This is a genomic window from Rhodobacter capsulatus, from assembly GCF_052363185.1.
GTDB lineage: Bacteria > Pseudomonadota > Alphaproteobacteria > Rhodobacterales > Rhodobacteraceae > Rhodobacter > Rhodobacter capsulatus_E.
In genome coordinates, this window is the sequence record NZ_CP198955.1 from 1,250,001 (window position 1) to 1,272,255 (window position 22,255).

Annotated in this window: 21 protein-coding genes, 1 tRNA gene, 2 rRNA genes and 3 pseudogenes (1 of these 27 running past the window's edge); 7 read left to right on the plus strand and 20 right to left on the minus strand. The window is 65.2% G+C overall.

Annotated features, from left to right (window positions below):
• The 3 genes from ACTTAG_RS06295 to ACTTAG_RS06305 all read left to right on the plus strand — a co-directional run.
• Positions 1–972, plus strand: a 23S ribosomal RNA gene (locus ACTTAG_RS06295) (it extends 1,858 nt beyond the left edge of the window).
• Between the two features lie 144 nt (positions 973–1,116).
• Positions 1,117–1,231 (plus strand): 5S ribosomal RNA (rrf, locus tag ACTTAG_RS06300).
• 71 nt (positions 1,232–1,302) lie between these two features.
• Positions 1,303–1,379, plus strand: a tRNA-Met gene (locus ACTTAG_RS06305).
• A gap of 132 nt (positions 1,380–1,511) precedes the next feature.
• Here the strand turns inward: ACTTAG_RS06305 and ACTTAG_RS06310 are convergent.
• Together ACTTAG_RS06310 and ACTTAG_RS06315 are read right to left on the minus strand one after the other, a co-directional pair.
• On the minus strand, positions 1,512–2,327 hold the full coding sequence (locus ACTTAG_RS06310) for a Fic family protein (protein ID WP_444464671.1): 816 nt from the start codon (positions 2,325–2,327) through the stop codon (positions 1,512–1,514).
• Positions 2,306–2,611 (minus strand): DUF4172 domain-containing protein, encoded by a 306-nt coding sequence (locus ACTTAG_RS06315; RefSeq protein ID WP_444464672.1) that lies wholly within the window; start codon positions 2,609–2,611, stop codon positions 2,306–2,308. The genes ACTTAG_RS06310 and ACTTAG_RS06315 overlap by 22 nt, the downstream gene beginning before the upstream one ends.
• 428 nt (positions 2,612–3,039) lie before the next feature.
• Here ACTTAG_RS06315 and ACTTAG_RS06320 point away from each other — a divergent pair, with 428 nt between their 5' ends.
• Complete coding sequence (locus tag ACTTAG_RS06320; RefSeq protein WP_444464673.1) at positions 3,040–5,919, plus strand: UvrD-helicase domain-containing protein; 2,880 nt, start codon at positions 3,040–3,042, stop codon at positions 5,917–5,919.
• Positions 5,920–5,928: 9 nt separating this feature from the next.
• Here the strand turns inward: ACTTAG_RS06320 and ACTTAG_RS06325 are convergent, their stop codons facing one another.
• The 6 genes and pseudogenes from ACTTAG_RS06325 to ACTTAG_RS06350 form a co-directional block, all read right to left on the minus strand.
• On the minus strand, positions 5,929–7,851 hold the full coding sequence (locus ACTTAG_RS06325) for a DUF2793 domain-containing protein (RefSeq protein ID WP_444464674.1): 1,923 nt from the start codon (positions 7,849–7,851) through the stop codon (positions 5,929–5,931).
• Positions 7,852–7,872: 21 nt separating this feature from the next.
• Positions 7,873–10,488 (minus strand): annotated as a pseudogene (locus ACTTAG_RS06330) (baseplate multidomain protein megatron); the annotation flags it as partial.
• A gap of 211 nt (positions 10,489–10,699) precedes the next feature.
• A complete protein-coding gene (locus ACTTAG_RS06335) occupies positions 10,700–10,933 on the minus strand; it encodes a DUF7697 family protein (protein ID WP_444465204.1) in 234 nt (77 codons plus the stop codon).
• On the minus strand, positions 10,930–11,367 hold the full coding sequence (locus tag ACTTAG_RS06340; protein ID WP_444464675.1) for a hypothetical protein: 438 nt from the start codon (positions 11,365–11,367) through the stop codon (positions 10,930–10,932). The genes ACTTAG_RS06335 and ACTTAG_RS06340 overlap by 4 nt, the downstream gene beginning before the upstream one ends.
• 2 nt (positions 11,368–11,369) lie before the next feature.
• A complete protein-coding gene (locus ACTTAG_RS06345) occupies positions 11,370–12,308 on the minus strand; it encodes a phage tail tube protein (RefSeq protein ID WP_444464676.1) in 939 nt (312 codons plus the stop codon).
• 22 nt (positions 12,309–12,330) lie between these two features.
• The gene (locus ACTTAG_RS06350) at positions 12,331–12,753 is read right to left on the minus strand and encodes an acyl-CoA transferase (RefSeq protein ID WP_444464677.1); all 423 of its coding nucleotides are present in this window, start codon (positions 12,751–12,753) and stop codon (positions 12,331–12,333) included.
• Between the two features lie 115 nt (positions 12,754–12,868).
• On the opposite strand from ACTTAG_RS06350, the gene ACTTAG_RS06355 reads away from it, so the two are divergent.
• Entirely contained in the window at positions 12,869–13,195 is a 327-nt protein-coding gene (locus tag ACTTAG_RS06355) for a type II toxin-antitoxin system PrlF family antitoxin (protein ID WP_444464678.1), read from the plus strand.
• A complete protein-coding gene (locus ACTTAG_RS06360; protein ID WP_444464679.1) occupies positions 13,192–13,692 on the plus strand; it encodes a type II toxin-antitoxin system YhaV family toxin in 501 nt (166 codons plus the stop codon). The genes ACTTAG_RS06355 and ACTTAG_RS06360 overlap by 4 nt, the downstream gene beginning before the upstream one ends.
• A gap of 159 nt (positions 13,693–13,851) precedes the next feature.
• On the opposite strand, the gene ACTTAG_RS06365 is transcribed toward ACTTAG_RS06360, so the two are convergent.
• From ACTTAG_RS06365 to ACTTAG_RS06420, 12 genes and pseudogenes are all read right to left on the minus strand, one after another.
• Positions 13,852–14,109, minus strand: a complete 258-nt coding sequence (locus tag ACTTAG_RS06365; RefSeq protein WP_444464680.1) for a type II toxin-antitoxin system ParD family antitoxin — start codon at positions 14,107–14,109, stop codon at positions 13,852–13,854.
• A gap of 63 nt (positions 14,110–14,172) precedes the next feature.
• Positions 14,173–14,802 carry a DUF6441 family protein gene (locus ACTTAG_RS06370; RefSeq protein ID WP_444464681.1) on the minus strand — a complete coding sequence of 210 codons (630 nt, stop codon included), beginning with the start codon at positions 14,800–14,802 and terminating at the stop codon, positions 14,173–14,175.
• Positions 14,799–15,113, minus strand: a complete 315-nt coding sequence (locus ACTTAG_RS06375) for a head-tail joining protein (RefSeq protein WP_444464682.1) — start codon at positions 15,111–15,113, stop codon at positions 14,799–14,801. The genes ACTTAG_RS06370 and ACTTAG_RS06375 overlap by 4 nt, the downstream gene beginning before the upstream one ends.
• 10 nt (positions 15,114–15,123) lie before the next feature.
• On the minus strand, positions 15,124–16,146 hold the full coding sequence (locus ACTTAG_RS06380) for a major capsid protein (RefSeq protein WP_444464683.1): 1,023 nt from the start codon (positions 16,144–16,146) through the stop codon (positions 15,124–15,126).
• A gap of 26 nt (positions 16,147–16,172) precedes the next feature.
• A complete protein-coding gene (locus ACTTAG_RS06385; protein ID WP_444464684.1) occupies positions 16,173–16,553 on the minus strand; it encodes a head decoration protein in 381 nt (126 codons plus the stop codon).
• A 54-nt stretch (positions 16,554–16,607) separates the two neighbouring features.
• A complete protein-coding gene (locus ACTTAG_RS06390; RefSeq protein ID WP_444464685.1) occupies positions 16,608–17,738 on the minus strand; it encodes a S49 family peptidase in 1,131 nt (376 codons plus the stop codon).
• The gene (locus ACTTAG_RS06395; protein ID WP_444465205.1) at positions 17,728–18,477 is read right to left on the minus strand and encodes a recombinase family protein; all 750 of its coding nucleotides are present in this window, start codon (positions 18,475–18,477) and stop codon (positions 17,728–17,730) included. Before ACTTAG_RS06395 ends, ACTTAG_RS06390 begins: the two co-directional genes overlap by 11 nt.
• A 90-nt stretch (positions 18,478–18,567) precedes the next feature.
• Positions 18,568–18,855, minus strand: a pseudogene (locus ACTTAG_RS06400) (recombinase family protein); the annotation flags it as partial.
• 42 nt (positions 18,856–18,897) lie between these two features.
• A pseudogene (gene tnpC / locus ACTTAG_RS06405) lies at positions 18,898–20,488 on the minus strand (IS66 family transposase).
• 68 nt (positions 20,489–20,556) lie between these two features.
• Positions 20,557–20,910, minus strand: a complete 354-nt coding sequence (gene tnpB, locus ACTTAG_RS06410) for an IS66 family insertion sequence element accessory protein TnpB (RefSeq protein ID WP_444462574.1) — start codon at positions 20,908–20,910, stop codon at positions 20,557–20,559.
• A complete protein-coding gene (gene tnpA / locus ACTTAG_RS06415; RefSeq protein WP_444463195.1) occupies positions 20,907–21,368 on the minus strand; it encodes an IS66-like element accessory protein TnpA in 462 nt (153 codons plus the stop codon). The genes tnpB and tnpA overlap by 4 nt, the downstream gene beginning before the upstream one ends.
• Positions 21,369–21,374: 6 nt before the next feature.
• Entirely contained in the window at positions 21,375–21,560 is a 186-nt protein-coding gene (locus tag ACTTAG_RS06420) for a recombinase family protein (protein WP_444464686.1), read from the minus strand.
• Between the two features lie 232 nt (positions 21,561–21,792).
• Here ACTTAG_RS06420 and ACTTAG_RS06425 point away from each other — a divergent pair, with 232 nt between their 5' ends.
• Entirely contained in the window at positions 21,793–22,053 is a 261-nt protein-coding gene (locus ACTTAG_RS06425; protein ID WP_444464687.1) for a hypothetical protein, read from the plus strand.
• Positions 22,054–22,255: the final 202 nt, after the last annotated feature.

Below are 22,255 nucleotides of genomic sequence, written 5' to 3' on the forward strand. Positions count from 1 at the left end.
TATAACGGTCCTAAGGTAGCGAAATTCCTTGTCGGGTAAGTTCCGACCTGCACGAATGGCGTAACGATCTCCCCGCTGTCTCAAACGTGGACTCAGCGAAATTGAACTGTGTGTCAAGATGCACACTACCCGCGGTTAGACGGAAAGACCCCATGAACCTTTACTCCAGCTTTGCACTGGCATCAGGATTGTGATGTGCAGGATAGGTGGTAGCCTTTGAAACCGAGACGCCAGTTTCGGTGGAGGCTCCCTTGAGATACCACCCTTCGCACTCTTGATGTCTAACCGCGGTCCGTCATCCGGATCCGGGACCCTGCATGGTGGGGAGTTTGACTGGGGCGGTCGCCTCCCAAATCGTAACGGAGGCGCGCGAAGGTAGGCTCAGACCGGTCGGAAATCGGTCGTTGAGTGCAATGGCAAAAGCCTGCCTGACTGCAAGACTGACAAGTCGAGCAGAGACGAAAGTCGGTCATAGTGATCCGGTGGTCCCAAGTGGGAGGGCCATCGCTCAACGGATAAAAGGTACTCTGGGGATAACAGGCTGATGATGCCCAGAGTCCATATCGACGGCATCGTTTGGCACCTCGATGTCGGCTCATCTCATCCTGGGGCTGGAGCAGGTCCCAAGGGTATGGCTGTTCGCCATTTAAAGAGGTACGTGAGCTGGGTTTAGAACGTCGTGAGACAGTTCGGTCCCTATCTGCCGTGGGTGTAGGATACTTGAGAGGAGTTGCCCCTAGTACGAGAGGACCGGGGTGAACGTTCCACTGGTGGACCAGTTATCGTGCCAACGGTAGTGCTGGGTAGCTATGAACGGACAGGATAAACGCTGAAGGCATCTAAGCGTGAAGCCCCCCTCAAAACCAGGTATCCCTTGAGGGCCGTGGAAGACCACCACGTCGATAGGCCGGAGATGTAAGTGCAGCAATGCATTCAGTTGACCGGTACTAATTGCCCGATTGGCTTGATTTGATCCAGTAGCAGCAAGGCTCATGATCAAAAGCAAGTATACACTGGTTAGTAAGAAGAACGCTCCGCGCCGGCGCAATGCCGGAGGCCGCATCCGCGGCAGGAGCGCTTCTCAGTTCCTTGACTTGGACGTGGCTTCTTCCTCGGTTTGGTGGTCATAGCGTTGGCTAAACACCCGATCCCATCCCGAACTCGGCCGTTAAGGGCCAACACGCCGATGGTACTGCGTCTCAAGACGTGGGAGAGTAGGTCACCGCCAAACCTAGTAAGAAGCCAGTTCTCTCATGACGATAACAATACTCCCCGATCGCAAACAAAGCCCTCGGGACATAACGCGGGGTGGAGCAGCCCGGTAGCTCGTCAGGCTCATAACCTGAAGGCCGCAGGTTCAAATCCTGCCCCCGCAACCAAAATTCCTAAACATATCAATGAATTAAATGTTGAGCGTTTCGCTTGTGTATAAGCAAACGCACTTACCTCAACAACAACTCAACGTTACACGAGGCCCCCTTCGAGGGTGCGGATAATCGTCGCCAGTGCCGTCACAGCACCAATTCATAGTGCGTGCTGCGGCCGCCGCCTTCGCCCTTCCGCAGCAGCCCGAGATCAAGTAGCGCCGCGATGTCGCGGTTCGCGGTGTCCTGTGAGCACTTGGCGATGATGGCCCACTTGGATGATGTCATCTTGCCCTCGAACCCATCAAGCAGGCGGTTCAGTACCTTGATCTGGCGTTCGTTCAGCGCCAGTGCTGCAGCGCGTTCCCAGAACTGACCCTTGGCGATGACCGCCGCCAGGACGCCATCTGCGCCGTGGATGGCTCGGCCGAGGCAGTCGAGGAACCACAGGATCCACGACGTGACGTCCGTGCCACCCTTCTGGGTGCGCTCAAGCTGGTCGTAGTAGGCGTTCCGCTCGACCCTGATCTGCGCGGACATGCTGTAGAAACGCTGCGAGCTCCCCTCCGACCGGGCAAGCGCCAGGTCAGCGATGGCGCGGGCGATGCGGCCGTTGCCGTCCTCGAAGGGGTGGATCGTCACAAACCACAGATGCGCCAGCGCCGCCTTGATCACAGCGTCGGTGGCCAGGGGCGCGTTGAACCATGCAAGGAAGGCTTCCATTTCCTGCGCGACGCGCGGTGCGGGCGGGGCCGAGTAGTGGACCTTCTCCCGGCCGTAAGGTCCAGACACAACCTGCATCGGGCCGGTACTGTCATCGCGCCAGTCCCCGACGATGATCTTCGTCATGCCGCTGCGGCCGGTTGGGAACAAAGCTGCATGCCAACCGAAAAGGCGCTCGGCTGTAAGCGCGGCCTGATAGTTCCGCGTCGCGTCCAGCATCACCTCGACGATGCCTTCCACATTGCGATCGGTCGGGGGCAGGGCGCCAATGTCGATGCCAAGCCGTCGGGCGAGGATGACCGCACCTGTGTGGCGTCCAGCTGCTCGCCTTCGATCTCGCTCGTCTTGACGACATCCTGGGTCAGCGTCTGAAGAACCGCCTCTTCGCGGAGCTTGAAGCCCAGCGCTTCCATCCGGCCGATCAGTCGCCCCTGGTTGTGACGCACGGCAGCCAGGGGCGCGGCGATGCTGCCATCCTGCCAGGTCAGCCTTGGCCAGTCCTCTTGCTCCCAGATGTACACCATATTCTCCGCGCTAGGTGCGGCGATTGTGGGCTGCATTCTCCGCAAGCGCAAGGAAAAACACCGCACGATATGCGGAGAATAATGGGCCTATTCTCCGCACGACATCGACAGGTCTCGGATTTGACGCCACGCTGCACATCTCAAAATGCCTTGATGTCAGAATACAGGTTCAAACTGTCATCAACGGTTGTTGCTGCTAGCGGGCTGAAATCAAAGCACGCACGACATGAACGCGTGGTTTCGTCGCTTGTGGGCCAATGAAGCTGTAGAACTCCCAACCACGGCCCGTGCACTCGCCAGTTGCAGTTCAAGCCGGTCGCAGCACAAGCTGACAGGGCGCGACGACGAGGCCCAGTTCATTGATTCGACTGCAACAACGCCCTTTGCTTGGTTTCCTCCTTGACCCCTTTGGGAGGTCCGTCCGCGCAATGGAACTGGACAGGGATCACATCAGGATCACGCAACGCGGTCAGATCGCCAGCCTTCCATTGCAGGCGCTGACGAGTGCGCCTGCCCTCCGGAAGGGGATGCTTGGGACTGCGCTCACGATCAACTCGAAGGAGCGCGCCGATGTCACGCTGAAGGCGGCCAGCCACGTCGCTGCCACGGGCTTCGCGGACGAGGTCAAAGAGGCCTGGACACGCTTCAATCTCGCAGCCCTTGAGAAAGAAGCGGCGAGACTGGACCGGATCCTTGCCGGGGTATTGGCGCTGGCAGCGCCGCCCGGATATCCTTCGGCGTGTCAGATCGCGCCGCTCCTGGATGACGCCCGGGCCCTGGATGGATCGCTTCTGTCGAAGCTGAATGCCGAGGCCATCGGTCCCGAGGTCGCGGCGCGCATCGCACCTGTCCGGAAATTCGTCGCCGACCCGCGATCAGCACGGGCGAATGCCATCGTCGCCTTCGTCACGGCTGAACTGGACCGCTGGAAGGATTTTTTCGACACCATCGAGAGCAAGCCGCTCACGCCGGAACAGCGCCTTTCGGTCGTCGTCGACGAGGATGCGACGCTGATCCTCGCCGGTGCAGGATCGGGGAAGACCAGCGTCATCACCGCCAAGGCGGCCTATCTGGTCAAGGCGGGCATTCGTCAGCCGGAGGAAATCCTGCTTCTGGCCTTCGCGAAGAATGCGGCCGAGGAAATGTCGGAACGGGTCGAAGCCCGATCCGGCGTGCCCATCGTCGCGCGGACCTTCCACGCGATTGCCTATGAAATCATCGGGATTGTCGAAGGGTCAAAGCCCGCCCTTGCCGACCATGCCACCGACGACACGGCCTTCAGCAATCTGATCAAGCAGATCCTGAAGGACCTGGTCTACCGCCTGTCAGAGGTGTCCAAGGCGATCATCCAGTTCTTCGCGCACTTCCTGGTCGAGCCGAAGACCGAATGGGATTTCAAGACCAAGCACGACTTCTACACTCACATGGAAGCCCAGGACCTGCGGACGCTGCAGGGCGAAAAGGTCAAGAGTTACGAAGAACTCCAGATCGCCAACTGGCTTTACGAGAACGGCGTCGCCTACGAATACGAGCCCCTCTACGAGCACAAGGTTTCCGAGGTCGGCAGGCGGGATTACCAGCCCGATTTCCGGCTGACCGAAAGCGGCATTTATATCGAGCATTTCGGAGTGCGGCGTGAGAAGACACGGGATGGCAGCGAGCGCCTGGTCACGGCACCCTTCGTGGACCGCGACGAATACCTGGCAGGAATGGACTGGAAGCGGAAGGTCCATGCCCAGCATCAGACCACCTTGATCGAGACCTACAGCTATGAACGGCAGGAGGGGCGACTGCTGACCGGCCTTGCCGAGAAGCTGGCGCCGCATGTCACCCTGAACCCCCGGCCGGTCGACACCATCTATGACCGGATCGTCGAGTTGAAGCAGGTTGATGACTTCTCCAAGCTCCTCGGAACCTTCCTGCGCAAGTTCAAGAGCGGCGGCTACAGCCTGCAGGATTGCGAGACCAAGTCAGATCGGATGAAGCTGGGCAAACGCGCGCGGGCGTTCCTCGAGGTCTTCGCGCCGGTCTTCGAGGAATACCAGAAGCGTCTGGAGGGCCGGATCGACTTCGAGGACATGATCCTGCGCGCTGCGCGCTATGCAGAGGACGGACGCTATGTCAGCCCGTTCCGCCATATCCTCGTCGACGAGTTCCAGGACATCTCTCAAAGCCGGGCGCGGTTGGTGAAGGCGCTGAAGGCCCAGCATCCGGATGTGCGCGTCTTTGCCGTGGGTGACGACTGGCAATCGATCTTCCGCTTCGCCGGATCCGACATCCACCTTATGCGCCATTTCGGGCGGGAGTTCGGGGGGCGCTTCGATGGCGAGACTGGCGTGCACAGAACCGTCGATCTCGGCCGCACCTTCCGGTCGGTCGACCAGATCGCCTTTGCTGCCCGAACCTTCGTTCTGCGGAACCCCGCCCAGATCGACAAGAAGATCGTCCCGGCTGGAACCGCCACCGAACCGGCGATCAAGGTTGTCACGGTGTCCAAAGGCGAAGATGAGGGGAAACTGAACGAGGTGCTTGCCGCCCTGTCTGCCGCCGCGGCGCTCGGGGCAAAGCCCGCGACGGTATTGCTCCTTGGCCGCTATCGTTTCAACGAACCGGACATGCCGGGTCTGCGGCGCCGCTTCCCGCGGCTTAAGATTGAATTCAAGACCATCCATGCGTCGAAGGGGCTGGAGGCCGACCACGTCGTCCTGCTGAATGCCGACAGCGGGCGTATGGGGTTCCCGTCAGAGATCGTCGACGACCCACTTTTGTCTCTGGTCTCGCCGGAAGAGGAAGCGTTCCAGAACGCCGAAGAGCGGCGCGTCATGTATGTGGCTATGACTCGGGCGCGTCATACCCTGACGATCCTTGCCTCGAATGCCCGACCGTCGTCCTTCGTGACCGAGCTTCGCAAAGACCCCGCCTACGGGATATCGACAGCCCCCGGAGCTGAACCCGAGGCTCATGTTTGCGGTGAGTGCGAAGGACGATTGCTGGGTGTGACCGGGCAGGATGGCCGCATCTGGTATCGGTGCGAGCACGTCCAGCACTGTGGAAACCTTCTTCCCGCCTGCCCATCCTGCGGCACGACCCTGCCACGCCTCGCAGAGGGAACGAGCGAGGTTCGATGTGGTTGCGGCGCCACTTATCCGACCTGCCCAGACTGCGAAGATGGATGGCTGGTCGAACGCAGCGGCAGTTTTGGCAAGTTCCTTGGCTGCGTCCGGTATCCGACCTGTACCGGCAAGGCGAAAGTCACAAACGGCGATCAGCCTGCAAGACCCATTCCTCGGCGCCGAAGGAAGGCTTGACCTCACAGCCTAAAAGTCGGTTTCCAAGTAGACCCCGGCACAATCGTAGGCGACGAGGGCTGCTGTCGCCCCGTTGTTCATAAACAGCCGGGGTGACAGGAACTGTGTGTTGGCTGGCAGGTCAGAGGCAATCTCCTGCTCGAAAACAGCGCCTGATACCTCGTCGACCACCCGCACCCACACGGAACTACCATTTGGCGGTGCCGCGATGAACAGGGTCAGCACCCCGCCGCTCGCGATGCCGAAACTCGTCCCCATGTCGGTCAAGGTCGGCGCGCCGGTCCCGTCGTTTGCCACCAGCTGCCAGCGGGTGTGGGTGCCGCGCTGGAAGCCGATGCCGATGCAGTTGATGGCTGCGGCCAGCGTCAGGGTGGTGGCCAGCGCGACCGTCGATCCGTAAAGGCCGAAGAACCCCATCCCCGTGGCTTGCAGGGTGTTCAGAGAAATCCGCGTCACGAACGTCCAGCCGCCCAAGCCCGCCGCGTTGCCGCGCCAGCAGGCCCAGCCTGCGGAGCGCTGATCGGCAACCGAGTCCACGACGGCCGCCGATGTGAGGCGCCAACGGCGCATCGAGGCGGCCAAGTTTGTTGCGGCGAGGGTCGGGTGCGAAACGGTCCCGACCGAGGTGATCGGCATGCCTTCGGTGGTGATGGTCGTCGTGACGGAGGGCGACCAGGTCGCGATGCGGTTCACCCCGAAGTGGGGCTGCAGCGGAAAGTCCCGGCCGGAGGGGCGCATGACGTCGATCCACGGCGCCCCGGCGCGGTTGCGGGCGTAGACCGATGCCTTGCCGGAGGGCGGCGGGGTAGGTGCGGCGCTAAGGCCGGGCAGGACCGTGGGCTGCGGCAGTTCCACCTGGCCGTTCGTTCGGTCGATGCGGATCGCGTCATAGAAAGCCGACCCGTCCGGGCTGACCTTGAAGCTGAAGTCGTCATTGCCGAGGAGGCCGATCAAGGCCCGCGCCGAGAAACCGGTCTTGAAGGCGAAGGCGGCGTCGTTCCCCACGGCTGCTTTGTTCACCGTCGCCTCAATCCCGGCCCCGGCGTTGTTCAGCAGCACTGCCGGTGTGTTGACCGAAAGCCGGTTGTAGCTGTCGGCTGTCGCCCCGCCGAGGCCGAGCAGTTGCGCGGTCAGGTTGGCCTGCGGCATGCCGATCTGCGTGACGGCATTGGCGAAGGTGACAGTCGGTGTGTTGATGACGGTCGTGCCGCCGGCCCCTGCGGTAGCCGAACCGATGTTGACGACCGTCGTTGATCCGGACACGCCGCCGGTGCCGATGTTCAGGGTCTTGATGACGCCGGTCGTCGTGGCGCCGGTGCCCATGCCGTAGGTCGCGGTCGTCGTGGCCGTGCCGATACTTGCGGAAGCGGCCGAAACGGTAACCGTGCCCGAGGCGGTCAAGGTCCCTGAGAATGTCTTGTTGCCGGTGAAGGTCTGCGTTCCCGCCAGGATTGCCAGTTCCGAGGAGGTGTTCGGCAGCGTGAAGCTGCGCGTCGTCCCGGCGCTGATGCCCGCCAGCGAGAAGGTCGCCTTCTTCGTCGGATCGGCATCGTTCACCAGGCTGAAGATCGCGTCTGACACGTCGCGGGGTTCTCCGACCACATCCCATGCGCTGCCGGTCCAGACGAGGAACAGGCCCTCGGCCGCGACCCACACCAGCCAGCCGATGCGCGGCACGAGGCGGATCCATGCGCCGTCGATCCAGAAGGCGATGTTAAGGTCCCAACCCGCCCATAGGCCGGTTGCGCCGGAGGCCACCAGATGGCGGTTGCCGTCGGCCGGGCTGGCCGGGGGCGTGGTGCGGGTTCGGTCGTGAACCGACAACTGCACCATGGCGTCGAGCAGGCGCAGGGCCTCGTTGTGGGTGACATGCTTTTGCGCCTGCGCCGCCATGAGATAGGGCAGGCCCAGATGGGTTGTGGTGTCGGACATGGGGGTTCCCGTGGGTTGGGATCAGAATTGCAGCGTGACCACGGCGGGCGTGCCGCGGCCGAGGCGGTTCGAGAGCTGGTAGATGCGGATCGCCAGCGTCTGGCCGGGCCCGAGCGGCGCGCCCCAGTCGGCGGCCTGTTGGGCGGCGCTGTAGAGGACGGAGGTCGTGCTGCTGGTCAGCGTGCGCTTGAGGATCGCACCATCAAGAATCTGGACGTCGTAGCCTTCCAGGTCCTCGGCGACTGGCACCTCGACCTGTTCCCATGCATCCGCGACCAGTGCGCGGGACCGGCGCGTCCAGCGAATGGTCAGATCGCCCGGGCTGCGGGCCGTCCGCCACGGCTGTTCGACATGGACCGGCGCGAAGGGGACAAGGCCCCGCCCGGTCGGGGTGAAGCCCAGCGCGGCGTAGCTGTCGTCGCTGACGGCGCGGGCCGAAGGGCCGACCCGCCAGTTCCACGGCAGTCCGAGGTCCGCCTCGGCGATGGGTAGGGAGGCAAGCGTCGCGTCCAGCACCACGACCCGCGCCCCGGCCGGGGCCGGGTTCCCCATCGCGTGCTCCGTCCCGCGCTGACCGCGCAGGAGCTGGGTCAGCCGGTACCGGCCGGGGGCGATCAGTTCTGCTTGGCCAGCCTGCACGATCTCCCATCGGCCAGCGGCGCTCTCGACCGCCAGCGCATTCGCCCCGCCGAAAAGGGCAACGTCGGTCACACTCGCCAGTGTTCCCGACAGCAGATCGACGACTAGCGCGTTGCCGAGATCGAAGCGCGAGGTCGGCCCTGGAAAGAAGTCGAAGGCCAGCGTGCCGATCCGCGCCCGACTGCCGAAGGTCGTCAGGAGGTTGAACCCGTCCGTCGAGGCGCTGCGGAAGACGGCGATCTGGCCCGGCCAGGGGCTCGCATGGGCGGCGATCAGGGGGCGATGCGCGGGCTGGTCCTCGCTGATTTGCGGCAGGTCCAGCATCACCACTTCGGGCGTGCCGAAGACGACGGGGCTGGCCAGCGAGGCTGGGCGCGGATCGCCGGGCGGCAGGTCGTAGGCCGCACGGTCCTGACGCACCGCCTCGATGCCCCGTGCCTCGGCATCGGCGACCGAGACGAGGCGGAACTCGATCTCGCGGCCGTCATGTGCCAGCCGGATCACGTCGGCGGGATCGAGAGCGAGCCGCGAGGGCGGCAGGCGGAAGGTGGCGCTTTCCCGGCCGATCCACGCTTCCATCAGTGCGCGGCGGCAGCGGCGCTCGGCCTCCTCGGACGGGATCGCCATGGGGAAACTCTCCGAGGCGATGCGGGTCGCATCGACGGTGATGCGGCGGGCCTCGACGAGGGCGGCGTCGTAATCTTCGTCGGCTCGGGCGACCTGCCACTTCAGGGCCTGCGGCAGTTCGGTCTCCTGGCCCCGGGTCAGCTCGAAGGCCTCGCCTTCTCGGCTGGACACCAGATCATCCACCGTGAGGGTGAGGCTGGACGCCCGCCCGCGCATGACGAAGCGGATCACGCCTTCGGTCTCGATGGCATCGAAGCCGAAATGCCGGGCCAGCGTGGAAATCGATGCGCGCGGGCTTTCGAGGGCGACGATCACATAACCTTCGACCGCGCCCCAGAGACCTGAGACGTCGATCAGGCCTTCCGCCAGCCCAGCGCGCAGGCAGAGATGGCGCACGAGAGCGGCGAGCGACACCGCACCAAGCCGTCCGGTCAGCCAGTGGCCGAGTCGCCAGTTGGGGCCGTCCGTCCACACGCCGGTCAGTTCGGGAAAGAACGGATAGGGCCGCGCGTCCCAGGTCCAGGCGGCGCATTCGGGAACGTGGACCATCCGGCCGCCGTAAACAGACGACGTTGGGTTGTTCGCGCCCTGTCCCCACCAGAGGTAACTGGCCTCCAGATAGGCGCGCTGGATCGCGTCGTCACGCCAGCCGCGCGAGAAGTAGGGCGTGAAGCTCTCCGAGGATTTGGGGTCGAAGAAGACGTTGGGCTGGTTCGTGCCCCGGTCGATGGCGGGACAGCCGAGTTCCGTGAACCAGACGGGCTTCGACTGCGGCACCCACGTAGTGGGCGTGCCACTCTCCACCCCGCCCGGCCGGTTGAAATGCGGGTTCGACCACCAGGCCCGCAGATCCTTGAAACGGAAGACCCAGGGCTTGCCCGCGACACCGTCGGTGATGAGCGTCCGGATCTGGGCCGACCGGTCGGCAGGGCTGGCATAGAACCAGTCAAAACCTTCGCCGCCCGCGATGTTGGCCTGCAGGTAGCCCCGGTCGTGGATCGCCGCCCAGCCGTCGAGGGCATCGGCATGGTCGAAGCCGTCGCGCCAGTCCGACAGCGGCATGTAGTTGTCGATGCCGATGAAATCGATGTTCGCGTCCGACCAGAGCGGGTCGAGGTGGAAGAACACATCGCCACTGCCGTCACCGGGCTGATGGCCGAAATACTCCGACCAGTCGGAAGCATAGCCGACCTTGGTGCCCGACCCGAGGATCGCCTTCACGTCCGCCGCCAGCGCCTTGAAGGCGATGACGGCGGGATAGGCGCTGGCGCTGGAGCGGATCGTCGTCAGGCCGCGCATCTCGGTCCCGATCAGGAAGGCGTCGACCTGCGCGAACTGTCGGACTTGCGCCGCGCTCTCAGCCGTGGACCGCACGATCAGACCGAGCGAGGCTGTGGCAGCGGCAGCTGCGGCCCCGAGCGCGAGGCCAGTGCGTCTCGCGAAAGCGGCCAGCCGCGTGTTCGCCAGTTCCATCTCGCGCGACAAGCGGCCGAAGCCACGCGCCCCGGCTTCGCCGACTCCTTCCAGCACGGCGCGCACGCGCCGTCCGCCCTCCGCCACGAGGCGGACGGAGACCTTCTTCTCAGCCATTCCGGCGTCCTTCCATCTGCTCGTTCAGTTTGCGCACCATCACCGCCTCGACCTCGGGCAGCAGTTCGGCGGCGATCAGCGCGTTGACGCCCAGCGCCTTCGCCAGTGAAAGCGCGGCACCCATATCCCATCCGATGACGGCCCCCGGCGCGATGCGCAGCTGGCCGCCGAGGCGCTGGGTCAGGTCCCAGACCTGCCAGCCCTCGACCGTCAGCGGCCGGTTCAGTCTTGCGGGGCAGTCGGGGCAGGGGCCCGAGCAAGCCGCGCAGTAGCCGTCGCCCCCGCCGAAGGACCAGTCGGCGAGGGCGCGGAGGCGTTTTTTTCCTGATCCAGCATCAGACCACGGGCGACGTATTGCGCCTGGAAAGCCTCGAAGACCGGCCAGATTTCGAGAAGGGCGTCGATCCCGGCCGGGCTGACGGGCACGAGGTTGCCGTCATGGTCGCCGACGCCTTCCCAATCCAGCAGCGCGCGGCGGGCGACAGCCTTTGCCATGGCCAGCGCCATGTCCTCCTGGCTTGATGCCTCCGACAAATTGTCGATCAAGGGATCGGCGCGCGCCGAGACCATCAGCGCGGTGGTGAGCGGGGCCACGAGGACGCGCAGTCCGGGCAGGAGGTCCAGCCATTCGGGCCGGTTTGACAGGTTCAGACGGATCATGGTCAGTATCCCGTGACGGTGTTGACGAGGACGGCGGTGCACATGCGGGCGGGGCTGGTGGCTTTCGCGGCCTGCCAGTCGAAGGTGGCCTGGATGCCCTGCGGCCCGGGGATCTCTATCCGGGGGCGCGGCAGGTAGACGGCATGCGCGGTGAAGGTGAAGCTGGCATTGGCCCCGAGGCTCCAGGCAAAGGCCAACTCGCAAGGCGTGCCGTCGATGGCCTGCGTGATCAGAGCGGTGTCGGCGAAACGGACCTCGACGCGGCCGGTTAAGGCGGCCATGCCGGGGTCTGCCCCTTCGATGCGGCCGTCCGAGCGGATGGTCTCGATGCGGTCGAGGCCGTTGGAATAGGTCACCTCGGCCGAGATGACGTTGCCGAGTGGTGTACCATTGCGCGTGATGGCCCCGTTGAAATGGCCAAACCGCTGCAGCGCCAGCGAGGTGGGCGTGCCCGCGGCCGTGGCGGCGGCGACGTTCTCGCCCTGAGCCACCAGCCGGGCGGTGGCGGTCAGCAGCCCCGACCGTGCCATCTGCCACGACAACTGGTCGCAGACGCAGCCAGTGTACATCGCATAGCGCGGCACTTCGGGCATCGCGGTCTCGATGGCCATGCTCGGCAGCGTCCAGTTTCCGGACTGGAAGGTGTGGGTCTTGGGCGTGGTGCCGGTGGTCGTGGGCTGACCGAAGGCCGCCTTCAGCCAGAGGCCGAAGTTCTCGACGTCGATCGGCACCACCACATCGCCATCGGCCGTGACCGCGTCCTTGATCGGGGCCAACGGGTCGCGCCCCTGACCCAGCAGCTCCGAGGCGATCAGCGGCTGTTCCGAGCCGAGCGTGGTGCTGGCGAAGGGCACCGTCCGATAGCCCGATGCGGGCGGGGTGCCGTAGACGGTTTCGAACGCAAGCGCCATCTGCGCCCGCGCGCCGTGAGCGCGTGCCATGGGGGTCTCCTATGTGGGGGTGTCAGGCCAGGGGGCCGGTCGTGGTGTAGTGCAGGACGACGGTGACCACCGCCGCCTTCAGCGCCGCGGCCCCCTCGACGGGCAGATCGACCGAGGCCGGGGCTTCGGGTTCGACCCAGTTGCAGAGGCCGCCGAGCGTCCGGTCGGCTTCCAGCGCTGCGCCGATGGCGGCGATCAGATCGTCGAAGGCACTGGCCCGGCCGGAGCCCGCCTGGACGACGACCTCCAACTCGGCACGGTGCTGGTAGTGGTAGAGCAGGGGCGACAGCGTCACTTCGGGTTCCCCCGGCTGGCCATCGCGCAGGATGATCAGCCCCGCAGCGGGGATCCGCTCCGGCAGCACCTCGTCACGCAGGGTGAGGGCGGCAAGCGGCAGTAACCGCGCATGTAGCGCGGCCAAGACGAGTTCGCGGGTGGTGGGCATGGATGTACCAGTGTTGCGGGTGGCCCGAAGCGCGGTCCGGGCCATTCAACCGCTGTGTTCTTGAATGGGTAATGCGTTTGCCTTACCTTGTGATTGCGAGGTGAAGGAGAATCACATGCTGGCTGAACTCAAGGTCGAGTCCACGCTGACCGACAAGTACCAGACCACGATGCCTGGCGTCGTGCGCAAGGCGCTCGGCCTGAATAAGCGTGATCGCATCTCCTACACCATCCTGCCTGAAGGCGACGTCCTGCTCCGCCGCGCCTCGGATACTGCGGAAGACCCTGCCATCGGCGCATTTCTGGCGTTTCTGGCGCAGGACATTCGCCAGAATCCCGGCCATGTCCGTGGACTGGACGCGCCGCTGCGCGCCAAGCTGGCCGAGCTCGTTGACGGTGTCGACGTGGACCTTGATGCGGCGCTGTCGCCCGAAGATGAATGACGGACGCCGCCAACGTGCCGTTGGTGGTGAACGGCTGGACACTGTTCGCGCACCCGTTGCTTCTTGATCAGGTGGCGGAACTTGCCGAAAAGGTCTCGGCCCTGAAGGCTGCAAACCCGGCTGGCTATCGCAGCAAGAACGCAACCAAGCGCCTGGCTGCGATCAACAAGCTGATCTTCGAAGAAATCCCGGCCGACCCCGCAGACCCGAAGTTCCGGCAGGGCAATACGCTTGGCGACGAGCACCGGCACTGGTTCCGGGCGAAGTTCTTTCAGCAGTACCGGCTGTTTTTCCGCTTTCATGCCGAAAGCCGCATCATCATCTTCGCATGGGTGAACGACGATACCACGCTGCGCGCCTATGACAGCCGCACGGATGCCTATCGGGTGTTCAAGGGCATGCTCGAGGACGGCAACCCGCCCGACGATTGGAAAGCACTGCTTGCCAGCGTTCAGTCGGCCTACGGTCAGCTTGCCGCATTGATGGCGGAGCCGTGACACCGGCGCGGTTTGCACAACCCGCGCTCCGTCATTGACGGCCGTCGAGCTTTTCGAGCGTTGTCCGGTCCCGCACGCCCGCTTCCGATTGGCCCACCGATGCCCGATAGGCGTGCATGGTCCCCTGTGAAGAATGGCCCCTGCGTCAGGGTTTCGGCATCAAGACCCGGCACGCGCCGTGGCAAAAGCCCGACGGATAGCATCCTCGCCACGTCCCTCGGCCAGATCCCCGCGCCGGGCCTCGTCCAGACCCGCCGTCAGGCGAGCACGCAGATCGGTCATCTCGGCCTCTTCTCGTTCGAGGAGACGAAGTCCAGCGCGCAAGGCCTCGGACGGGTTCTGATACCGGCCAGCCGAGACCAGACGGTCGACGAGGTTGAACTCCGCTTCTGTCAGGACGACGTTCCGGGTGGCCATGGGAATCTCCGTGTGGATCATGGGCAGTATTTGCCGATCCGGCTGGTGTGTCGACGGTCCCTTTCAGAACCTGCCCTCCACCCACCCCGCCACGATCCGCCCCGGCGCGCCGTCGATGGCCCGCTCGGCATCCCGCGCCAAATCCAGCCGCTTGCGCAGCTTGACCTGCGGCATGAGCAGGAAGATCGGGACTGTGGTCAGCCCGCGGCCGGTTTTGGCCCGTGACGCCACTGCGCGCCCTTTGCTGTTCAACCGCCCATCGGCCACCAGCAGGCTTGGCCCCCGGCGCCGATAGATGAAGCGCAGCCGCAGCCCTGTGCGCCGTTCCCATTCGCCGGGGGTGATCCGGCCGCCGCGAGTGGATTTGCCCGCGGCCGGGGTAGGGATCGCCAGCCAGAACCCGTCGCGTGACCGGATCAGCGGCCCCGTGTCATGCGCGCCGAGGATCACCGGAGCGTTCGACCAGACCAGCGCCGCGGCGTTCAGGCTCTCGCCGCCCTTGGGATAGGTGGCCAGCCGGATCGAATTGCCGAGGCGGGTGCCGAGGCCCGCGCCGGTGATCTGGCCGCGCCAGGCGGATTTCAGGCCCGCGCCCGCCTCGCGCATGGCGGTGGTGACGGCCTTTTCGCCTGCGGCGATTTCGGCCTGCATCAGGGCGGCGAGGTCGGGGCTGATCTCGAGCTTCAGCTTCATGCTGGCCTCAGGTCGAGCGTCCAGATCAGCCGTTCGCGGTCGCGCAGCGGCTCCCCCTGGATGACATGGCTGTCGGCACCGATGACGATCACATCGCCCGGGCGCGGGGCGGGGAGGTCCGCCACGCGTACATCCACCACCGTTGTGTCGCTGACGAACCTCCCAGCGCCGAAGTCGGTGATTCGGTCGGGCGCGCGGCGGATGATGCGGATCGGGCGTTCCTCGGACGTGGTGGCCGAGATCCAGAGGGCAGGGGCCGCCATGGACGCATGGGTGAAGATGCGGTCCATGGCGGCGGCGAAGACGGACATGGGGAACCCGTCAGTTCGACGTGTGCAGCCGGATCGCCAGCCGGGGCCGCTTGTTCACCGGCAGGATCGAGGCCTCGGTCATGACGTCGATCCAGCGGCCCTTCTCGTCGAGATGCTGGCGGGCATAGAGCGGCAGGCCGATGGTGTTGGCGGTTTCCAGCAGGTTCGCCGGGCCGCCATAGGTGGTGAAGGTGTCCATCGTGCCCAAGGGGAAGGCGATGCCCTCGTTCGCGGGGACCAGCCGTTCGGTGGCCTTGGTCGAGAGGGTGACGGTGCCGGAATACTCCTCGAACAGGATGCCACCGAAGGGGAAGTTGCGGCGAACATCTTCACGCAGGGGCTGGGCGCCGGTCGAGGCATAGAACTTGTAGGCCTCTTCGGTCTTCGGATGCGCGATCAGCTTGTCGAAGAACTCGCGGCTGACGAAGGCATGGACCGAGGTCATGGCCTCGCCCAGCAGGTTGTCCTCGATTGCGCGCAGCACCTCGCGGACCTTGCCCTGCACGTTCGTGCCTGCGGTGCCGAGGACGAAGTCCACCGAGAACTGCGCCAAGCCGAATTCGGTGAAGTAGTTGTAGAGGGTGGTCCCGGCGCCATCCTTCACGATGCCGCGGAGCGCGTTCATCTCCATGTACTCGCGGGTCTGGGCATGCTTGCGCCTCATGAGCAGCAGCTTGCGGTTCATCACCTCGACGAGGGGATCGGCCGCATCGAACGCTCCGAGTGCGGGCTGTCCCTGGATGTCGGCAGGCAGGACCACGTCGTCATGCGGGATCCAGGGCAGGGCGAAGGACCGCATTGAGCGGCCCTCGCGGGTGCCGACCGTGGCGGGGCCGCCGAGGGGGACGGAGGGCAGGAGGCTCAGGACGCCTTCATATTGCTCGATGATGACGGACCGCTGGCTGACCCCTTCGAAGCGGAAGAGACCGATCTGCGCGAGGCGAGTGTAGAGGTTGGGCAGGATGTTGATGGCCTGCGTCATCTCGGCCAGCGAGTAACCGCCAGCGTCGAAGGGATTGCGGACGAGGGTCATGGGAATGCTCCGGGGAATGAGGGGGATCAGACGCCGTCGCGGGCGATGATGCCGACGGCGGCCAGCTGGGTGATTTTGGCGGCGATCTTTGCCGCATCGTTGACCGTCGCCTCGTAGGCGAGGGCGGCGCGCGAGACGATGGCGGGACCACGGGTGACCACGATGCCCACGGCGTCTGCGAGCGTGGCGTTGACCGGGTAGAGCAGCACGGCGACCGCGGTTTGCGAACCGTCGGCCCCGGTCGCGGGCGAGAGCGTGTACTTGCCACTGGCCGTGATGCGCCCCAGGACCGACCCTGCCGGATAGGACAGGCCAAGCTGCAGGGTGATCACCTCGCGGGTGTAGTTCGGGTTGACCTCGTATTTGAGGACATCGCCCATGCTGGGCGGTTCCGTCAGGACGGGCATGGTTCAGTCTCCAGGTTGTTGGGGGATGGGGCGCGCCCAGCGCGGCCGGAATTGTCAGCGCGAGGCGGCGGCCGACTTCTTCGCGGCCGCGACGATGGGGCTTTCCTTGGTGCCAGCCGCTGGGGCAGTGGCGATGATGCCTGCGGCATCGCTGCGCGCGGCAAGATCGGCCAGCACCTTCGCGCGCAGCGCTTCGGGTTTCACACCCTTGGCGACCGCATCGGCGGCATCGATCTGGATGCCAAGGCGGGCGGCCTGCGCGCAGACCTGCGCGACCTCCGCCGCCTCGGCGCGGATGGCCTCGGGCGACAGGGTCGTCGCCGCGGGTTGCGGCGGTGCGACTGCCGCGGGCGGGGTCGGTTCCGCGGCAGGGCTTGCGGCAGGCGCGACCGGAGGCTGCGCATGGTCTTCGGGGGCAGTGGTCATCATCGGGTCCTTTCCTCTGGGGGTGATTGTGCCGCGGGGTGCGGCGGCGAACGCGCGAAAGGCGGTAGCGGGATCGGCCACCTCATCGGCAAGACCGGCGAAGACCGCCGCCTCGCCGCGGAACACGGCGGCTTCGGTGCCCAGCGCGCGTTGGGTATCGAGGCGGCGGCCACGACCTTCGGCGACGGTCTCGGCGAAGAGTTGGCGCAGGTCTTCAAGCTCGCCCGCGATCCGGGTGCGGACGGCCTCGGGCAGGGGCTGGTAAGGGTTCGCATCGACCTTGCGGGCGCCTGCATGGATCAGCGTGACGGCGATGCCCTTCTGGTCCAGTGCCCCGCTCATGTCGCTGTGCATGGCGACGACACCGATGCTGCCGACGGCACCTGTGCGGGGCAGGATGATCCGGTCGGCCTGTGATGCCAGCGCATAGGCGGCCGAGAGGGCGTGGTCGGCGACGAAGGCTCGGACCGGCTTCTGCGCCTTGGCCGCGCGGATGCGGTCTGCCAAATCGAACGCGCCCGCAACCTCCCCACCGAAGCTGTCGATGTCGAGGGCAATGCCACGGATCGCGGGATCGGCAAGCGCCGCCTGCAGTTGGGCGGCGATGCCCTCATAGGAGGTGAGCCCCGAAGATTGCCCGATCCACGCCCCGCGATGCACCAACGTGCCCGCGATCTCGATCACCGCGATCCCGTCCACGACGGCGAAGGGCTGGCTACCGTTGCGCGCCTGGCGGTTGGTCAGGTCATCACCGAACAACGACGCCCGGGCGGGCAGGCTGGCGGTATTCAGCGCTTCCGGCCGCGCCCTCGCGCCGCTCGTTCTCCATCTCCCGGTGAAACTCCGCGATGAATTCTGCCACCAGGTCGGGATGCATCAGGTGGTGTTTGAGGCCCCCCAGCACCCGCGCCTCAACGTCGGTGCGCTTGATCGTCTTGCGGTTCAGGCAGGTCCCGGAGTTCCGTGCCGCAGCGCAGCCCAGGCGGCTATCGCTGATCATGATATAGCCCGACCCGCAGCAGCCGCAGGTCAGAAGCCCCGACAGCAGATAGCGCGGCCGATGACCCCGTTCGATCTTCGGCGCACCCGGGTCTTCCGCGCGTTCGGTCAGGATATCCTCCCGGATCGCGCCCTGCCGATGTTTGACCCGAGACCAGAGGTCCTCCTCTATGATGCGCAAGGTCGGAATGTCTTCCGTGATCCAAGCCTCGGGCGGGTTCGGCCGTGCTTGACGTTTGCCGCTGTCCGGGTCCTTCACGAACCTTTGCCGGTTCCAGACCAGTTTGCCCACATACAGCTCGTTGTTGAGAATGCCCGTGCCGCGCTTCCAGTTCCCGGAGATCGTCGAAAAAGACCAAGTGCCCTTGCCCTTGCCGCCTGATCGCGGGGCGGGGATGCCATCCCGGTTCAGGCCGATCGCGATCGCCCGTGCGCTGCGCCCCCGGTCATATTCCGTGAAAATCCGCCGAATGATCGCGGCCTCCGCCTCGTCGATCACCCGGTCTCCTGTGGTGTAGGTCCCGTCAGGCAGCGGCTGGCGGTCAAGCCGATACCCGTAGCTGATACCTCCAGCCGACTTACCGGCCTTGACCCGCCCCTCGAGGCCGCGGTGCGTCTTCTCAGCCAAATTGCGCAAGAACAGCGCCGACATCGTGCCGCCCAACCCGATGTGCATCTCGCTGATCGCGCCTTCCGCCTTGGTGAATATCTCCACTCCGAGATAGCGCATCCGCTTGTGCAGCCCGGCGATGTGTTCTTGATCGCGCGACAGCCGGTCGAGCGCCTCGGCGACCAGCACATCAAAGCCGCCTGCCATCGCCGCCTGCTGCATGCGTTGAAAATCGGGGCGCAGGTGAGACGCCCCGCTCATTGCTTCGTCCGTAAGCGCCCGCTCATCGCCCTTTGCCTTGCGGCTTGACTATTCTCGGAAGTTCCAGGGCATGAGCGCGGCGATATCGCTTTGCATGTGCTGGTCGAGGATCTTGCGGAGCGTGGCGGCGATATAGGCCTCGGGGTTTATGCCATTGAGGCGGCAGGTGCCGATCAGTGAGGCGATGCGGGCCCCAGGTTTTCGCCCCGTCGTCGGAGCCCGCGAAGAGCGCGTTTTTCCTCGTCAGCGGAATCGGACGGATCGCGTTTTCGACGCCGTTGGTGTCCATTTCGAGCCGACCGTCCGCAAGGAACCGGGTCAGCCCCGCCCAACGTTTGAGCCCGTATCGGATGTGCCGCGCGAGTTCGTTCGTCGAGGAGAGCTGCTGCAGGCAGCCCTCGAGCCAGGGCCGCAGGGCCTCGACGATCGGCCTGGAGAACCTCTGCCGGATTTTCACGCGCGTGGCCGGGTCACGGCCGCGGATTTCCTTTCGATGGCGTAAAGCTGCGCAATGCGCTCGACCATCTCGTCGCAGATTTCCGACGGCGTATCCTTGGCGAACTTGACGAAGCGGCGCCGCCAATGCGTCCAGCAATAGGCGATGTCCCATGGCTTTGCGGTCTTTTTCGGATCGGCCAGCTGGTCATAGCCGCCGTGGCCATCGACCAGCAGCGTGCCGCCGGAGAACCCCTTGAGGATCTCTTGCGCGACCTTGCCTGCGCGACTGCGCGCGTGATGAAAGACCACGATCGGGGGATCGCCGCCACCCCAGCCACGCTGATCGCGCAGCACCACCCAGAGCCAGTCGGTGCGCACCTCCCCGGTGCCCGGCGCCAGCACCGGCACGGTGGTCTCATCCATCTGCAACCGGTCGCTGCGGCGCAACTCTGTCATCATCGCGTCGATCACCGGCGCCAGAAGCTGTGCCGCCCGCCCGGACCATTCCGCCAGCATCGTGCGGTCAAGATCGAGCCCCTGGCGGCGATAGATGTCGGCCTGACGGTAAAACGGCAGGTAATCGCCGAATTTGGCGACCATGCAATGCGCCACCAGCGCCTCGGTCGGCAGGCCGCGCGGCACCAGCCATTCCGGCGCCGGAGCCTGGGCATGCTGCGCGCCCGCGCAGGTCCGGCAGACATATTTCGGGCGCACCGTCACCAGCACGCGGAATTGCGCCGGGATCACATCGAGCCGCTCCGTCCGGCTTTCGCCAACCCTTTGCATCGCGCCGCAGCCGCAGGGGCAAAGGATGCTCTCCGGTTCGATGACCTGCTCGATCCGGGGCAGATGCGCGGGAAGATTGCCCTTGTTACGCTGCGGCGGAGCAGCTGGCGCCTTCCGGGGGCCGATCACCTTCTCGGCCGCTTCGCTGGCCGCCGCCAGCATCCCGGCCGCAGCCTCGACATCTTCGAATGGCAGGTGATGCTGGTCCGGATCGCCCTTCTCGGACTTCGCGCCGAAAGCATCGCGGCGCATCTGCGAGAGCAGGCGTTCCAGCCGCGCGCGCCTCCTCGACTGCGGCAAGACGTGTTTCCGCCTCGATCCGCGCGGTCTCGGCGGCAGCCCGCGCGGCTTCGGCCTCGGCCAGACGCCGTTCAAGATCTGCCACCCGGGCCGTGCTGGTGCTGCGTGATGCCATGGCCCGAGACTACCCACAACACCCCGCAAGGACGCCATAAAACACGGCCCGAGTCACCCTGTCGCGGCTCACCCTGCCAGCCGCGGCCTCTGCCTGCGCTCGGCCCGGACAGCCCGCCAATCGACGCCCTCGAACAGAGCGGCGAATTGCGCCGGGGACAGCCTAATGACCCCATCCGCCGGCTTCGGCCAGGCAAAGGCACCGCCCTCGAGCTTCTTGTAGATCAGGATCAGACCGGTCTGGTCCCAGACCAGGCACTTCAGCTGATCGCCGCGCTTCGAGCGGAACAGATACACCGCGCCATTGTAGGGATCGTGGCCGAGCACGTTCTGCACGACCAGCGCGAGCCCCGCGTGACCTTTGCGGAAGTCCACCGGCCGCGTCGCCAGATAGGCGCGAGTGATCCCGCCCGGCAGGATCACGACGATGTCTCCCGCAATGCCGCAACCACCCGCCCAAGATGCGCCGCGTCGAAGCCGGTCGGCACGAGGATCCGCACCCCGACGATCTCCAGCTGAAGGCTGGTCCCGGGTTGATCGCCCGGCACGGCGCCCCCGCTCACCATGATCGGCACGAGCCCGAGGGCATCATCCTCCGGCATCGGCAAAAGCCCCTCGCGCGCGGCCCGACGCCAGGCATGCAATTGCGGCGCCGAAACCCCATGACGCCGGGCCACGTCGGCCACCGTCACCCCGTCCCGAAACGTCTCGAGCACCATTGCCGCCTTCACATGCTCGGGCCAGCGACGGCGACCGGTCGGCCCCGTCACGATGTCGATACGACCAGCGTATCCAGGATCATCACTGTGAGAACTTACGTAAGTTTGTATGTCGCTATCCATCGACGCCTCCGTTGTTACGGGCGTCATCTCGGATGACATCGCCCCTCAAACAACGAGGGCGATGGCCGGGCGCTTACCTTCGTCCGCGAAAACCTCAACAACCGTCCAGCCCCGCTCTTCGCACAGCCGCCGGCAAAGCCGAACCTGATCGGGGATCGAGGCCGCCGACTGCAGGTCGGAAGAATACCGCGCGTAAATCGCCGCGCGCAGGGGGGCAGTCCGAGTCGTCATGCTCACCTCCTTCAACTCGCGTCAGTATCGCACGCGCGCGCCTCGCGAGCAGCTTGTCTCGCCAAAAGCCGCGCCAGCGCGAGCAGCGCCGGGGCAGGGGGCGTCTGCTTCACGACGGCATGTCGCGTGGCGCCCCCCGCCGGAGGACCGGCATCGCCGCTCTTCGCCAAACTTATCCGTGCCCGCGACATTGCGAGGTGCTCCCCGCACCGGGCCAACGCCCGATGCGTCAATGATGGTTGATCTCGGTCCCGCCAATGCAGCGGGCTTGAAAGCAACATCGCTGTCGGACATGGCAAAACCGGAGGCAGATGATGGCGTCATTCCCGCGCGCTTCGACAAAGTGTTGTTGGAGATCGTGAAACTGACGCGGGAACGCACCGTCTTTGTCAAATGTCTCGGCCCAGACGACGAGTGGCGATCAGAACTGAAAATCTGCCCGTCGCGCGGAACCGCCCTTGACCGACCTACGAACTGCGTTGAGCCGTTTTGAGATCGCGGAAATGGGTAAAGCCCTGAAGAAAAGAGAGAAAAGCCAAAGAAGCGGAAAACCCGCAGCCCGTCGGCAAAACGAAAAAACGAAAAAGACACGCAAGCAGGATCTGAAGACAGAAGAGAAGGGGAAGAAGAAAGAAAAGGGGAGAGGGGAGAAGAAAGAAGGGGCATCGTGGCGCACCTCGAAAGAGAAGCAAAAG